The 15,795-nt window shown below is 52.7% G+C and carries 6 protein-coding genes; all 6 read right to left on the bottom strand.

The window, feature by feature from the left end; genetic code table 11:
* Positions 1 to 83 precede the first annotated feature (83 nt).
* The gene (locus EDD53_RS00105) at positions 84 to 3,044 is read right to left on the bottom strand and encodes a GEVED domain-containing protein (protein WP_123791181.1); all 2,961 of its coding nucleotides are present in this window, start codon (positions 3,042 to 3,044) and stop codon (positions 84 to 86) included.
* Between the two features lie 448 nt (positions 3,045 to 3,492).
* A complete protein-coding gene (locus EDD53_RS00100; RefSeq protein WP_170162646.1) occupies positions 3,493 to 5,106 on the bottom strand; it encodes a calcium-binding protein in 1,614 nt (537 codons plus the stop codon).
* A 324-nt stretch (positions 5,107 to 5,430) separates the two neighbouring features.
* Positions 5,431 to 6,195 (bottom strand): lysozyme family protein, encoded by a 765-nt coding sequence (locus EDD53_RS00095; protein ID WP_123791179.1) that lies wholly within the window; start codon positions 6,193 to 6,195, stop codon positions 5,431 to 5,433.
* Positions 6,196 to 6,411: 216 nt separating this feature from the next.
* On the bottom strand, positions 6,412 to 12,102 hold the full coding sequence (locus tag EDD53_RS00090; RefSeq protein ID WP_246002118.1) for a hypothetical protein: 5,691 nt from the start codon (positions 12,100 to 12,102) through the stop codon (positions 6,412 to 6,414).
* A gap of 140 nt (positions 12,103 to 12,242) precedes the next feature.
* Complete coding sequence (locus EDD53_RS00085; protein WP_246002116.1) at positions 12,243 to 14,849, bottom strand: beta strand repeat-containing protein; 2,607 nt, start codon at positions 14,847 to 14,849, stop codon at positions 12,243 to 12,245.
* 51 nt (positions 14,850 to 14,900) lie between these two features.
* The gene (locus EDD53_RS00080; protein ID WP_246002113.1) at positions 14,901 to 15,314 is read right to left on the bottom strand and encodes a hypothetical protein; all 414 of its coding nucleotides are present in this window, start codon (positions 15,312 to 15,314) and stop codon (positions 14,901 to 14,903) included.
* Positions 15,315 to 15,795 lie beyond the last annotated feature (481 nt).

Genomic DNA, 15,795 nt, shown 5'->3' with positions numbered 1-15,795 from the left:
CCCCTTTGGTGCTCGCTGAGTGCATTTAGCCAAGTCTCTATGCTTTAGGATAGTCAACATATACGAGAAATCAGGCGCATCACTTACGGCGCGATCCGCACCAAAAATTCAATTGCGCTTTGTGCGCCGGGATTCACTGGACCGTCACACTGCCAACGCAGGTTGCCCTGATAGCCAATGCTGGCGACCTCTGGCAGTTCCAGAACACAGCTTACCCCCTCCCCTAACAAAAAAGACTGGGTAATCGTATTCGACAGCTCGGTGTATGGTGGTGTTTTATCATAGACAGCCACATTCGTGATCGGCGCGAGACCTTGATGGCGGACCTTAAGACGATACAAAAGTTCGTCGCCCACTTCTCCAGAATTGGAGCGCAATTCACCTGTGCCTTGCGTGATATTTTCAACGGTCTTTTCGATAACCAATCCACCGCTGTTTTGCCCGATGAACACCACATCACGGTTGATGAGCGTCACGTCTCCGGCGTCATTCGCCAAAAGTGTCACCGCGTTAATCTCATAACGGATTTGTTGCCCCGATGAGAGGCTGGAACTTGTCGACGTGCGCGCGCCAAGACATATGCGTTCCTCCGCTACGACAGTTCGGGACAAAGAAACGAGTTGATCTAGACTTCCGTCACAATCGAGGTCTTCGAACAGAGCAATATTGGCCAGATCTGAATCACCATTCACAATCGAAAACGAGACATCACCTGCCGTTCCCGCCACATAATCGTGATAAATCGTGGCGACTTGGCCTGCCTGCACAAAGGCTTGTCCATCCTGATAGAACCGTGGCGCTGGGACGAGGCCGAAATTCAACCCAGAAACGTTTTCGCCCGCTGCAACCGTCAGGAGAATGCGTCCATCGCTTCCCCCGCCTAACAACGGACTGGTTTGTGAAACTGTCAGATATCCTTCAGGTGGTATAACCCGTACAATCGCGTTGCCACTAAATTCTGGCGGCAGATCGACGTGCCAATTGCCCTGTGCATCACTTTGCGCGACGCCTATGATTTGACCTTCAGTCGTCTCAAACTGGACCGTCACGCCATCAATGCCTGCTTCAGCGCCATTGAGAACAGCATCATGCGCAACGCCGCCGCCGATCCCAGTATCAGCCAAAATGCGCCCTGATACAGCCGCCGTGGGCCGATTATTGACGGTGACGGAATAGTCTTCAACCTCGCCATCAGGCGCAGGATCCGTCGCATTTAAGCCCGCAAGCGTAGACCAGCGAAAACGGGCAAAACTCCCGCCCACATATGCCGTATCTGGCACCGTCACAGACAGCGATAAAACGCCGCCGCCCGCAAGCATAAGGTCACGGGCAATTTGTTCGGTATCGGAAAACACGCCGTCTCCGTTCCAATCGATCCAGCCTTGCAAATATCCTGTTGCGCCTCCGGTTTCTGACAAAGTGATCTCGATCTCGCTCGTCTGCCCTGCCGAGAATATCGGCAGCGCGACCCCATCTTCGTCATCCAAGCCGCTCGCGTCATCGCCCAGCGCATCGCCACTTGCGCGTGATGACGTATCTTCGTCAGGCGGGGCAAAGCCCATGAACAGCGTGTCATAGATCAGATGTGTGGGACTTCCGTAGCGCGCAGATGCACTGCCGTTGGGGGCTGGGCCAGAAACGGGGCAGTCGGATCTTTCAACGCATATGGATGTGACACCCGAAATTGAGGCCTCCGCCTCTCCGATACCGACGCCGAAAAAACCCAAAAGTGGGTCAAGCGTCAGGTCAAGAACTGGCGAGATCGCGTCAACGAGCAGCCCCCCAACCAGATTTCCCAAAACGGGTTCCACGACCGTATCAATGAGGGGTCCAACGAGATTGCCAAGAGTATCTTCGACGCGAATATCCAAATTTTGCGCCAAGGTGCCGATCAAGTCACTGAAAGATGATGCCCCGTCCCCGATGGCCTGTCTTTGTGGATAGGGCGGTGAAAAAAACAGTGTCTGTGATGTCCCCGGCGCGCTTTGGGCAAAGGATTTGACCTCGATAGAGGCCCGTTCACGAATGAGACCGCCCAAAAGCGCGACCTCTAGCTCTCCAACGGTTCCGAAAGCGATATCTGAGGGCACAATCGCACGGTCACGATTGAAAAAGATTGCGTCATCAATGCTGCCGAGAAAGAGATCAATCGCACTGGGGGCAAGGATCACACTGGCTGTTTTGCTTTCAGGGTCCGCACTGAGGATCTCGCCATCCACACGGCCAAATTCGAAATAAAGATCCAGATCGCCCAAAGTGAGATCCGTTGACGTCAACCCGCCAACCAATGGCCCCAAAAGCCCATCAAGTGCGCTCGTGTCCAAGGTCAAATCCGCAAGATCAAGAGAGACTTTCGCACGCACGGTTGAGGTGTGAAACTGGGTGCCAGCACCACCGCATTCGAAATGAGGCGGTTCAACGACTTGAAGCAACACCTCTGCGCCGCCAATGCCAAATTGTTGCAAAATCTCATTGTTTAGTGCGACAGGTTCCGTCGTCGTGACAACATTTTCATAGTTATAAAGTTGAATGGCCCCACCAATGAGATCAAGGGCATTGAGTTCAAGATTGGCCAAGGCCCCTTGAGGCAAATCAACGGTAATCAAATCCACCAGATTGATTGTCCCACTTAATTCCCCGACAGGAATGCGCAGCGCACCGAGCGCTGAGACCAAGGCTGTGTCATTGTCCGCTTCGGCCGCAGCAATCGAAGCGTCGACCAATTCGAGCAGCGTAATATCAGCATCGATCAACTGTCCAGGATTGGAAACGGCGACATCGCCCGAACCAATCACATCTAGAAGGTTTAGATCAGCTCCCGCTATGGCGTTCCAATCCAGAACGCTCACCCCCACGTCTGTACCAAGCAAGCCACCAAGGATAGGCCCAAGCAACTCAGAGTCACTGGACTGCACACTGGCCATGCGTGGACCTGCGAAAACGCATGCCGCTCCGCAGTTTTCACCAGCCTGTGCGGCCTGCGATAGGATCAAAAGCACAGATGCAATGATCCCTTTGATTAGAATGTTCCAAAGCGACTTCATGCGACACACCTGAAGTATACAGAGATGGCTATCGGACCTAAAAAAGACACTCAGAATTGAGGTGAGCAGCATGCCGATACATAACCGCTGATAAACATGTAGATGAGCTAAGCGGCGAGGCGCGCTTAGACGAAAGCTCCAGCCTATCCGCTGAGAGGGCTGAAATTTGCGCCAACGCGTGGCATTCAAAGAGCAAGTTTCATGCTAAAATGAGAGATCGCGCAGGTTGTGTCCCCCACCCACTGCGTGATCTCACCCGCCAAATGAACTGGAGGTTTGGTTACATCCTGCTGCATGATACTTTCCTTTTTTGCGCATCTAGCAATTAGGAATACCATCGACGGGGGAACAGGTGCCCCTAGCAAAGGGGACAAACCAATATTTTACGTATAGCCCCCTATACATGCGGATAGGTTTAAACGAAATTTCACGCGCAAGACGCTTTTAATCAAAAGTCAAAGTTATCCTCTGACATCATATCTGACCACTTGGTATCGTCTTCGACGTCGATCAGAAAACGTTCATTTGTGTCTTTGATTTGCAAAGTATACATGAGGTTTTCGTCTTCTTTGGTTGCCCAAACTTTAATATCTTGCATCGATTTCACCCCTTCCATCGCTTCGAAAGAAATACGGTCCTCACCAAGTTTGAAATCTTTGACTAGGTCAAGCTCAGCCATCTTTTCTGACCGAGTTCCGCTGAGACCGCCCCAGGACGCAAGATCATTTTCGCCGAACGCGAAAACATCCTGACCTTGCCCTCCCCACATGAGATCGCGACCTGCGCCGCCAACTAAAACATCATCCCCAGAACCACCATTCAAGATGTCAGCACCATTGCCACCAAACAGCGCGTCGTTGCCGTCGGCACCACAAAGTCTATCATTGCCACCATCACCGTACAGTATATCTGAACCGCGATTGCCATAAAGCTGATCCATACCCTCACCGCCGTGAAGCACGTCATTGCCGCGGCCTGCGATTAAACGATCATTGCCAGTTCCGCCATGCATTTCATCGTTACCGCCCCCACCGTAGAGCCGGTCATCACCGCGATCTGCGTAAAGCGTATCTGCACCTATGCTACCGTCCAGCACGTCATTGCCGCTACCGCCAAACAAGGTGTCATCGCCCTGTCCGCCATAGAGCTGGTCGTTTTCAGACCCACCCCAAAGGTGGTCGTTCCCCCTGCCGCCGAAAAGCATGTCACTGTCTTGACCACCGGCGATCAAATCATCGCCATCTTGACCATAAACCCTGTCATCACCTTTGCCTGCATCGATGACATCATCGCCGGCACCTGCACGGATTGTACTGTCGGCGGTTACAATTTGATCACCATCAGCAGCGAACCGATCAAGGTTATCGTCGTAAATCCAGTCATCTTCTTCTGTGCCCTCGGCTGTCCCTGCGTAAGTCGCATAAAGCGCATTCAGCTCCGCCACTTCATCTTCGTACAATTCGATAGGCACGTAGTTTACATTGTCTTGCCATGTGACACGTTCAAGATCGTCAACGGAGCTGGGAAAATCGGAAAAGTGACGCTCTTCGCCGCCATCTCGCGCCCCTTCAAGGGCATAAACAACGTTGTCACCTATCTTGAGCCAATATTGATCTTGGTACATCACCAATTCGACCCCGTCTGGAAGGTTGTAAAGATCGATTTCGCTGTCCTCGATCCACAGGCTATCTTGTGAGGCGTCAAAATCATCAATGCGCCCAATCGTCGGGACATCGGCCTGATCGACATTTGTAAACACAAATTTGTCGGCGCCTTTTCCACCATACACATGGTGACCTTGAGCACCGCTTTGATTGGTCACATCCATGACAATCGTATCGTTTCCGTCACCGCCGCCCATGTGAATCTGTCCTGAACCTGGAACAGAGGCTATCAACGTGTCATCGCCACGCCCGCCCCAAAGTTCACTCATGCCCGCACTGTCTAGAACTGAAATGACATCATTTCCCGCCCAACCATGTACGGAGGCGCTTTGCCCATCTAAGGTCAAAGTATCGTCTCTATAAGTTCCGTTGAACCGATCCATCATATGGCCCTGCATATTGGCCTCCATATTTTATGCGGCCAATCGGGGGATTGTTCCGCGCATCCAAATCTTTTTGCGACACGTCCGAAAACGCAGATTTAGAATGGCCGAAACTGTGTATGACGTCTTTCATTCAGGCGCTCATTTGCGCCCCCAAAAAGAACATAACATACTGACTTAAAGACTTTAAAATAGACTTACGACTACAAGAAAAGCAAAAGTAAGGACGCGCTATACTGTGGAGTAGGAAACAAAAAAATGCCGCCCGAAGGCGGCATCAAGTTAGGCTGCGGCAAGCACGCAGACCTCTGGGTATCTAAAGAAGGAGGGGTGCCCTCTTTAGAATCTCAACAATTCCGACACCTGTTTGCTTTGAGCCCCGCTTGAAAATATCGCGGTCATTGTCTGGTCAAAGCGCTTTCTGGACATCACCGCGCGGTTGCCTGAAATGCCATGGTAGTAAGATCGCCCGTTCGATGACGGTAGACCCGCCCAGATACGCGCCAGTTTGTTCATGAATTCACCTTGGCTTAAACTGCCGCTCAAAAAGCGTCTGTAGCCTGCTTCTTCCAACAACATATCCGCGAGAAAATCTTGGGTGATTTCCGAATATTTAGAAGAGAGAGGAAGACCACTTTTTCTGACCAGCCGCTTGAGTGTCGCCGGAATGATTTGATAGCGACCTATCGCGTGATTTTGATTAGGAGTTGCATCGATCCAATCGTAAATCTGCGCGATCGTCATCTCGGTTGGGCGTGCCGCAGGTTTAATCCAAGCACTGTGAACCACTGCGTCATAACCTGCGCTTGCCGCCTCCACAGAGGCAATCAGGGATTTCAAATGGTCCGTTGCAGTGCTTTCAAATGAGGGCATGTATGTACGCAAGATTTCAGCTGTTGTAACCTGTGTATCAAACGGCAAATCCAGCCTCGAAGGCAGGGAGGTTGGCATAATTTGAAGCGCATTGTAATTCAAATCAAAGCTGGTCTGTTCGGCCTGAGCCTCACCAGACAGGGCGACGCTCATTGCGAGAGAGGCCAAAAAGTTAGCCGTTAGAAAAGATGCCCGCTCATGGACGGGACGCGTGTAAGTTAAAGTTTTCATTAGGATCTCCATTGCGACATGAAATCGTGTTTCATGATGCGCTTTATGGGATCGAAATTCTTTTGCGCATCAGGCCTGTGCAGACCTCAAAAGGATAGGCTCCACTCTACTTACGAGCAGATGCCGTTTCCTTACGGGCAGTGACCTGTGCTGGTGGATAAAAAAGTGGCCGCCCCCAGATGCGCTTGGGGGCGGCCTTCTTGGCAACCGTGTCGCTCAATTGCCAAGAAACTGGTCCAGATGATTCCAAAGGGAATTATCAAGAAGAAGATTAAATCGAAGGTAGAGGCCATCCTGGTATAGATCAGATTGGCCTGCGACCTGCCCGCGGCTGTGGTTATAGCCGATGGCAATTTGGGTACCTTTTGCAGGGACAAAGCCCAGCTCAGCCCCAAGCCCCACAGAACGATTTCCGGCATCGTCCCAAAGATGGCTTATATTTGCACCAACTTGAAAACGATCGTCCGAGAATTCCTGATTCACACCGGCTTGCACCAGTTGGGTGAGCGACGCGGCATCAGCATGGCCCGGCAAGCGGTAGTTTTGGTGCTGACCTGCATATTTGGCGTTCAGGCGCAAATCCGCGCTGGCTTCATAGGTCGCATCAACGGACCACATATGCGTTTGGGTCGTGCCATGCTTTTCCTCAAGGCGATGTTCATACCACGCAAGCACTTCCATGCGCGGATCATTCAAAGGGCGATATGCGGCCCCTATGCGAGTCCTAATCCGCATGCTGTCGTCACCATCGCGATTGTCGAGCGCGATGCGTGAGCGCCCCAAAACAGTCCAATCGTCGTTTAACTTACCCGCCATACCCAAGCTGGCATAATAGGTTTCACCCGTCGGTTCGAACGTTGCCTCAAGATCGGCATCCCCAACCCAAGTGTCATCAGCAGAACTCCATTTGGCACCCAACGCCACAGAGGTGAGCTTGGAGCGTGACGTTTCCATTTCGCGCGAATGCTCAATGCCCAACGTAAAGCTTGTGAAGTCGTTATAATCCCAAACAGCATCCACGCCTTGGGTATAGGTGGTCGCCAGATCCCCAGCGCCACGGCTAAGATCAAACGTCCCAGTAAGCCAGTCGGTCATCTGATAGTCGAAGCCCATAGCAAAGCGGGTGATCGTCGCACCTTTATTAAAACGCAGCTCTGTTTCGGAATAGACCGTCCAACCTTTTTCTGGCTCACTTGTTAAGCCAAGAGTGAGTTCTGTTGCGCCATCGCCCGATACAGGAAAACGCAGGCGCGCATCCACACGGGTATTGTCGCGGTCCTGTGGCACCCAATTCACTCCGGCGATCAGCGCAGATTGCGTTTTACTCTCGCCTGCTGCTGTGCGTTGTGCGATTTCCGCGCCGATTTCCCAACCCAGATGCGGTTCCATTTGATAGCGATACAACAGGTCCAAGCGAGTCAGTTTGGCGTCAGTGATCCGATCTTCAACATATTCACCGTTGAGTTCCAACTCAGCTTTACGGCTCAGAGTGCGACCATAGGAAAAACGCATCTGCGTGGTTCCTGCATTCGCCAAGGCCCCCGGAGCCGCAAAACTATTGTTAGTGTAGATTGCTTCGGCGGAAAAACGGCTGTTCTCAGTGGATATTTCATAGGCCAGACGTGCGCCCATTCCAGCTGTGCCGTCCTTGTCCTCGCTGCGTGCGATTTCTGCCTCCCAGTCACCACCATTGCGAGCCTCATGCGCAACATAGCCAGAAACCACTCGAGTGCGTGCATCATGACCACGTTCTGCATCCGCATGAACAAGGCGCGCACCAACCATTGTCCGCTCATTGAGCGTGTGATTGATCTCGCCGCCATAGATCCAATATTTCTCAGCGTTCTCAGCTTCGATTTCGAAAGTCATACGCACAGAAATCGGATTGCCATCCAGATCGAACTGGCGCAAAGGGCGATCGAAGGTGATTGTGTTACTGAAAAAATCTAGCAAATAATCCGTGCCGCGACGCAAAAGTTCGGTCGAGATGACATCCCCCCCCTCCTCATCGCGCACGAGCACCTCGACCCGCTCAGAGCCGTCAATATAGCCCGACAGGTCCACATCATAAGGACCAGAGACACCGCGACCGCGGATTTCAATAATCTTTTGTTCCGCATTGGTACGCGCCGCAAACACAGTCACGGAGGTGCGTTCGTCACTCCAATGTGCCTTGGCTCCTGTCACCACACGGCTCAGACCACCCAGTTTAAAGGCCTCGGCCTCAGGCGAAATATCAATATCGCCATAAAGCATATAGGAACGCCCCTTTTCGACCTTCACAAAAAGGTTTGACGAGGATTGAGCATCAAAACCGCGTTCGGAATTATCACCATAGACTGGATAGTATTCATCACCGCGTATGTCGCGAAACAACCGGCTTTCCGTGTCACGGTCTGAATTATAGCGCAGGGTCAAAAGCGTTTCACCACGGATCACGCCCTTAAGATACAGCGATCCACGCAGGCCTTCAGTCGTGTCCTCAAAATGCGAGAACTGATCCTTTGGCAAAAGCGTCCCCGCCCCGTCACCACCCAAAGTGATGGCACCTTCGATCACGCCAATCAGAATACGTTCATCCAAGTTGGGTGTGAACTCAACGATGGTTGCACCATCATCGAACCCCGCCCGAACACCAAGCCGATCAGGACCAGAGACTTGTGGAGGAATGACATCAAATGTCGCCTCCCCATTGTCGATAAACACCTGAACACCAGGCACATTGGGGCGGATATCCTCCACATCCCAAGTCGCACGGCGCGCCTCAAGCGTCACAACCGAAGAGGCCAAGACAGGACGTCCACGCGTATCAAGAATACGCACAACCACAGGAAAAGGCGTGGTCGGATCAGCATTGACCACCTCAGGTGCAATCACCTCAACCTTTGCGGGGTTGCTGGGGGCAAACAGCGTCAGTTCAACACGCTCGCGTTCGATCCCAAACGGGTCACGGCCCACCAGTGTTAAAGTGTTTTGATCACCGCGCAGGCTGACCGCAACAAACTCAACGGCTTGCAAATTTTTGGAGTCCAACGTGGAGCGTTCGCCAATACGATCAGCATCGACTTCGCGCCCGTTTACGATAAGGCTGAGAGACAGATCCATATTCGATTTGACGCGGATTGAGGCGCTACGGCGATCCAAAACCTGTCCGTCTTCAAGACCGATAAATCCAGTCGTATTGTCCAAACTGTTCATCAGTTGCGACAGCGGGCGGCTGCGTTGTTGGCTGCGGGATTTTTGAACGATTGTTTCTGCGCCCACGGCCTCGGCCTCGCGCTGCAATTTTGCAGGTGAAAGCTGGCTTGTGGTCGCAACGCCTGCTTCTGTCCGCGCAGAACGTGTCGCTGCACGTGACCCAACCAGTGGCAGGTCGGCAGCCCTCAAGGCTTCGGTCTGTGCATTTGTTTCGAACCAAGTGCGGCGCGCATCAATCTCGTTCATAATTTCTGGCGTGCAGGCTTGCACCGCGAAATGCTCTGCACGCAACTCGCCTTTTTTAAGCGGGACCAAACGCGATCCTGCACGGCCCAGATCATTGGTACGGGTGATTTGAATTTCGCTGCCCTTTGGCAGGGTTTCGGGTTGCACAAGAAAAGCGTGGGTCACCGCAGAGAGACCATAAAGCGAATATTTACCATCGATATCTGTCACAACGCTCAGCCCCTGATCCGTCACGATGCGCACACCCGGGATGCCCGGCTCTGCATGACGGCCAAGACGGTCTTCATCATCAAACGTGTCGCGTATGCCGTCGCCATCGCAATCCATGAAAACAGAGCCGATCACCGTCCCCTGACGCGCGAAGACTCCGCCGCTATTGTTCAAAGAAACACGGGCACGCGCCACGGGAGAACTGCGCAAAGTGCCTGTCCCCGCCTGATATCCCGAAAAGAGTGCGGTGTTGATATTGTCACCCTCACGCGCCCCAGCACTGACCTGCATCGTGTAGCTCAATTCATAGCTGGAAAGCGGTTTGAGCGTCCCGAGATCAAAACTCAGATCACCGACGGCATCCCGTGTCGGGTCGGGGAGAACCGCACCGTCAAAACGCACGGACCCTTGGACCAAATTCACACCACGCGGAGGACTATCCATCAAGGTCGTATGCATCAACGCCTGATACATATTATTGGTCACATCCAATGTGTAAGTCACAAATTCGCCAAATGCGACCTGATCACGATCCACTGTTTTTTCCAAGGAAAGTGGCGTGCCGTAGAACGGATCAACAGGAATATCGGCAACCTGCGGTGGACCACTGAGATGCGCGAAATCCGCGCCATAGCTCGCCTCGGTCACGATCCGGCCATAGCCCGGAAAATCAAGACGCACCGACGGATAGGTCCAATCATCCGCGCCAACAAGGCGGTAGGCGAAAACGCCAGTTTCATTGGTGTCAAAGCTGAAGAAACCTTGCGTATCTGTCACAGTGCTATCGACCAGCGCCCCAGTCGCGGCATCGACAAGCGTCACCAAAACGCCTTCGATTGGATCATTTGTTACGGAGTTGAACACAAAATTACCTGGGTTCACCCAAAGACTATCTTCAAGCGTGGCCTGCGCACAATCTGAACGCGCAACGATACGGTCACCGTTGGATGTGGCCATCACGCCATCTTCGGAACGTGGTAAATCCATTTCGGCCAAGGGAATGGCCGCGGTGCGAAACTCTCCGGTGTTGGGCCCTGTTTCAGTTGCCAAAACAGTTTCCACATCGCCGGTGCGCGTTGAGCGAAGGGTGATATTAACCTGATCAATATCAGACGATTGATTGCAAGCCCCTGCACTGAGGATCAACGATGTGTCTAACCCAAACGCCCCGTAAACCATATCCAGATCTGTGCTGGGCTCGACATAGCGCAACGCTGCGATACTTTGGGCAAGGCGGTCATACACGACTGTATTTGACGGCTGGCTGACTTCTTCGGTCACATTGACCTGTGCTGTGTTGTCGATCTCGACAGGCCCAAGAGCATGGGGCACACGCACGCGGAACACCACATCGCTTGAGAAACCAGATGCATAGTCGCCCTCGTGGAAAAAAGCGACCGCATCCACTTCGGTCAAATCGGCTGGGGCAACACTTGTATAGTCATGCAAGGGCATATCGCGCAGATGGAAAAGCGGTTGCATCGCGCCCTGAGACAGATGCGCTTCAAATACAGTATTCAGTGGGATTGCATCGCGTAGCAATACGCCCGACACGGGGGCGCCGTCGATACGCAGCGCTCCACCATCAAGCCTATCGTAGGCGGCAACGGCTTCTTCTGAATTGTTGCGCATGCGCAGGGTGTAGGTCAGGCGATCCGCATCCTCACCACGTGCAAAGCTTTGTGTCTTTTCAAGCTCTAACGTAGCTGCGACCAATTCGGTCACGCCTTCAGCTATGCCTAATACAGGTACATTCTCGTTCTCGCCAGCGCTTGCATCTACAATCAGTTGTGATGCGACAATCGTGTCGAGACGGGCATCTGCTGCGATACGGAATTCATAGATCAACTGCGAACTTGCACCCGTCTCAAGCGAGATTTCGGCATTGGGTTCTAATTTGACATCCCCAAAATCAACGACACCGTTCTTATTGACATCAAGATAAAGCTGGCCGTCACGTTTGACATCTTGCGCATCTAAATCGACCATAGACACACTGGTCGAGACATCCAAATTGCCTACGTTTTCAACAGTAAAGTAATATTGGCCGATCGCTCCGCGCGACAAAACAAGTGCGGAGAAACCAGATACTTCAACAGCAGGAACCGCCGCGACAGTGGCTTCAACTGGGTTGGAGTAAACAGTTTCGGTGAGACCCAAATCAGGATTATAGAACCGCGCCTCGGCGATATTACGAATAATCGCGCCTGCAGGGGCTGGATCTGCCTTCAAGGTATTGGGTGAGAGGGACATGACGCATGCGACAACAGCGACGAGAGAAGCGGCGCATACATTCAACGTATTAGAAAAACCGCGCATCTGGTCTATCCGTCAAATGAGAGAAAAAAATGCGCCCCCCAAACTGAGCAGGGAAACTGGGGGGCGCGGAGGGATCAGTTTTCTACCTGAACGGTAAACTCGACTGATGCTTTAGAGCCTGGCAAAACCGTACCATGGCTGGAACTCACACCTGTTGCGGTGATCGTTGATGTGGATGTGCCCGGAACAAGCACCGCATCACATGACCCACCACAGTTGGTGATCGTGGTGTAGGCAGGTGCCGCGTCATTGATCAGCACGTTGTCCGCAGCGGAGGAACCTGTGTTTTCCGCTTCCACGAGGTAGCGCACACATTGACCTGGCTCTACGTCGAGACGGTTTTTCGTAAAGACACCCACGGTGCCATCACATGCGGCATCGATGTACTGATACTTGGTCAGCGTAACGTCACCAGAGATAATCTGGATCGTGTCAGAGCTGGCGTTGTCAGCCGTATCTGCGTCGGTTTCAGTTGTGTTGAGCGTGCTATCCAAAGTGATGGTACCGATTTCGGACACACCGACGGTTGCTGTCGAAGGTGTCTGGACACGGTAGATCAATGACAGGCTGTCACCTGCTGCAAGGCCACCAGCGATATCATTGAAGTTGTCGATCACAGGGTCGGTAGCATCTAGAACACCGTTGTTGTCGATGTCATAGAAAATCGCGCCCGAAAAGTCCGACAAACCACTCTCAGTGATCGCACCATCGATGATGGTCACGTTACCTGCGTTGGTCACTGTGTGCAGAATATCCACAACCCCACCTGGAGAGGCCTGAACGGTTTGATCTTGGATGATTTCAACATCATAGATCTCGTTCACAGTCACTTGGTTGATGATGCTGTCTGACTGACCAGAAACCGCTGAGGCCACGTTTATATCAATCAACGTGTCAGCTGGCGGCGCAAGATCAGCAGGCGTCACAACGACTGTAATCGGCAAAGAATTACCAGCAGCGATCGTACCTGTGTTCGAAACTACTGTTCCATCAGCCAATTGAAACTCTACCGTCCAACCTGCTGGAAGCGGTGTATTGAGCGCCAAACCATAGGTATCTGAAACAGGGCCGTTGTTTTCAACGAGCATCTCAAAGGTCACAGGAGCGCCTGGATCAGTGGTTGTGGTGATCCATGGATTGCCGCCGTTTGTTGGCGCAGCACCGTCGCCTTCTGACCCAACGACTGCGTTCTCAAGATCAACAGCCGACGCAAGGATCGCACCATCAAATTCGGCAGTGGATGTATCGGAAATGCCAGAACCTTCAGAGGTTGTGGTCACTGTCGCCGTGTAATCAGTTGTCGCAGTTGGAGCGAGATCCGTTGGCAACTGGGCAATCAATGTCACTTTCGTGCTTTCGCCGATCGCAAGTGGCCCCACCGGACCGACAATAGGCGTTACACCGTCGGACCCAACAAAGCGGAAAGTTGTTCCCGCAGGAAAGTCTAGATTATCAACCGACAAGGACAGGCTGTCCGAAACGTTGGAGTTGTTTGTCAGCACAAACTCATGCTTCACAACACCACCTTGATATACGTCCGTGCTTTCGGTGACGACATCATTGTTGAGCGTATCGTCATCCGTGCCCGATGCATTCGACGCCGCATCGGCTGCACCCGCCGCGTCAATCGCAGTATCAGCAACAGAAATGTTATACTGATTATCCACTGTGAGTTGAGCCGTGTTGGATGGTGGGAAGGCGGCACCGTTGACAGTCTGAGTTGCAGTGTTCTGAACAATGCCAGCTTGTGCAGTAGACGCAATCGTCGCTTTGAACGTTACGCTGCCCGAGCGTCCAGAGCCGACAGACGAGATGGTAAAGCCGACAGTCTGAGCATCATCATAATCCCAAGCAATGGTTTCGCCGTTGCCATTCGTGGCGTCGGTCGTCGTCGCTGTATTATCGTCATTCAACGCGACTGAGGAATCGGACCAAACCGCTGATCCCGCTTGATACACCAAATCGGCGTCAAGAATATCTTGCACAGAATAATCGTTGGCTGCGGCAAGACCAGTCGAGGAGTAGGTCAGTGTGATGGTCACTTCATCCCCTGAATCAACAATCCCGTTGATGCCGGGATCAACCGTCATATTTTTGACAAGCTCGACAATCGCATCAGTAGAGATGGTCAGCGTATCTGTGTTGACCGAAGTCTCAGCGCCATCCAAAAGCGACGTGGCTGTCACTGTGATGTCATCAGTGCCCGTTGCAGTGGAGGCGACAGAGGCTTCGATCACGACACCGAATTGCTCGCCGTTACCCAAGACAGGCGTTTCGGTGATAGGGGTGGAGCTATCCGCCACACCATCCATGTTGGCATCTGGGTAGAAAACAAGTCTCGTGGTGTCGAGCGCACCTGTGTCGTCTTCCACGGCGGACAGCGCAAAGCTATCAGGGCCGTTACCGTTATTGGTGATGACATGCGGTAAGAAGGCTTTGCCCCCAGGCGCAATGGTTTCGGAATTGTTCGAGGTCAGGGTGACACCTGCAACCTGCTGGACCACAGTTTCCACTGTGTTTGATGTCACCGTAATGGTGTCACCAGCGGCGTTTTGATAAGTGGCAACCGCTTGGTTGCCAATGACAACACCGGCCTCAGGGGCCGCGAAGGCCGCAGCCCCCACAAGCGCACTGACGGCTACGACACTGGCCGTACGCATGAATTTAGAATGATATGACACGTTGATTTACCTTTGTGTGTAAGAGTTTGTGAAAGACCCGAAAAAGACGGATCAGTTGACGCGAACGCGATAGGTGGTGAGGGCGATTTCGCCCGCTTCAAGCGCTTCACTCAAAGACCAGCGCACAGCGCGCACCTCTTCGATGGGAAGCTCTTCTTCGCGCAGGGTGCCATCTGCTTCGACGACTTTGCGCATCGCTGGCAGGGCCGACCATTCAAGCCCTTCCAGTTCGGGATCGAGATCCGCTTGGACCTCGAAAGTGGCAGGCACAGAGGTGCTGTTGCCGTCCAAAGAGAGGGACACGCCCTCTGGAACAGGGGCGCCGATAATCAGCCCCTGCATTTCTTTGTCTGTCTTATTCTCGTGAGTGAGCGTGTAGTGGATGACTTCGCGCGGCTCTACTGAGGCGCGTTCTACAAGCATTTCTACACCTTCTGATGAGGTCTCAACGATGTGAAACGTCATTGTGCTTTCGAGAGCATCAGCGGCAAGAGAGCCCGCTGAGACGCTGAAAACGGCGCTGACATAAAGCGCCTTTAAATATTTAGGTTGGTGGCAGGTCATGAACGACATTCCTGATCATAAGGTCTTTCGACGGTTGCGCATCTGCTCGGGAGCGTCCGAGCGGTGATGGACCTATGATTGCGTAAACCCGCGCCTCTCGCATTGTCGCGTAGGGCTAAATTTTGATGCCTGTGGGGAGGTGGATATGCTTTAGGATAGGTAGCGAATAGTCTTTGGATCAGAGTATCCGACTGTCTGAATATGCGTCATATGTCCCATGGTTCACGAAAGTGCCCCGCGCCGTTCGCGCATTCAATTTAGATGCGTTCCAGAACTTATGGAGAGATACGCGCATGGCACTTTCAATAGCGAAACAGGCCGTTTCCTCGACACCATTTCCCACGATCGGTTCCAGCGGACGATACTGGTCGAATGTGCCTAT

The organism is Pacificibacter maritimus (assembly GCF_003814915.1).
Lineage (GTDB): Bacteria > Pseudomonadota > Alphaproteobacteria > Rhodobacterales > Rhodobacteraceae > Celeribacter > Celeribacter maritimus.
Note: the sequence above shows the minus strand (reverse complement) of the source record. Positions and strands in the feature narration are given on the sequence as shown.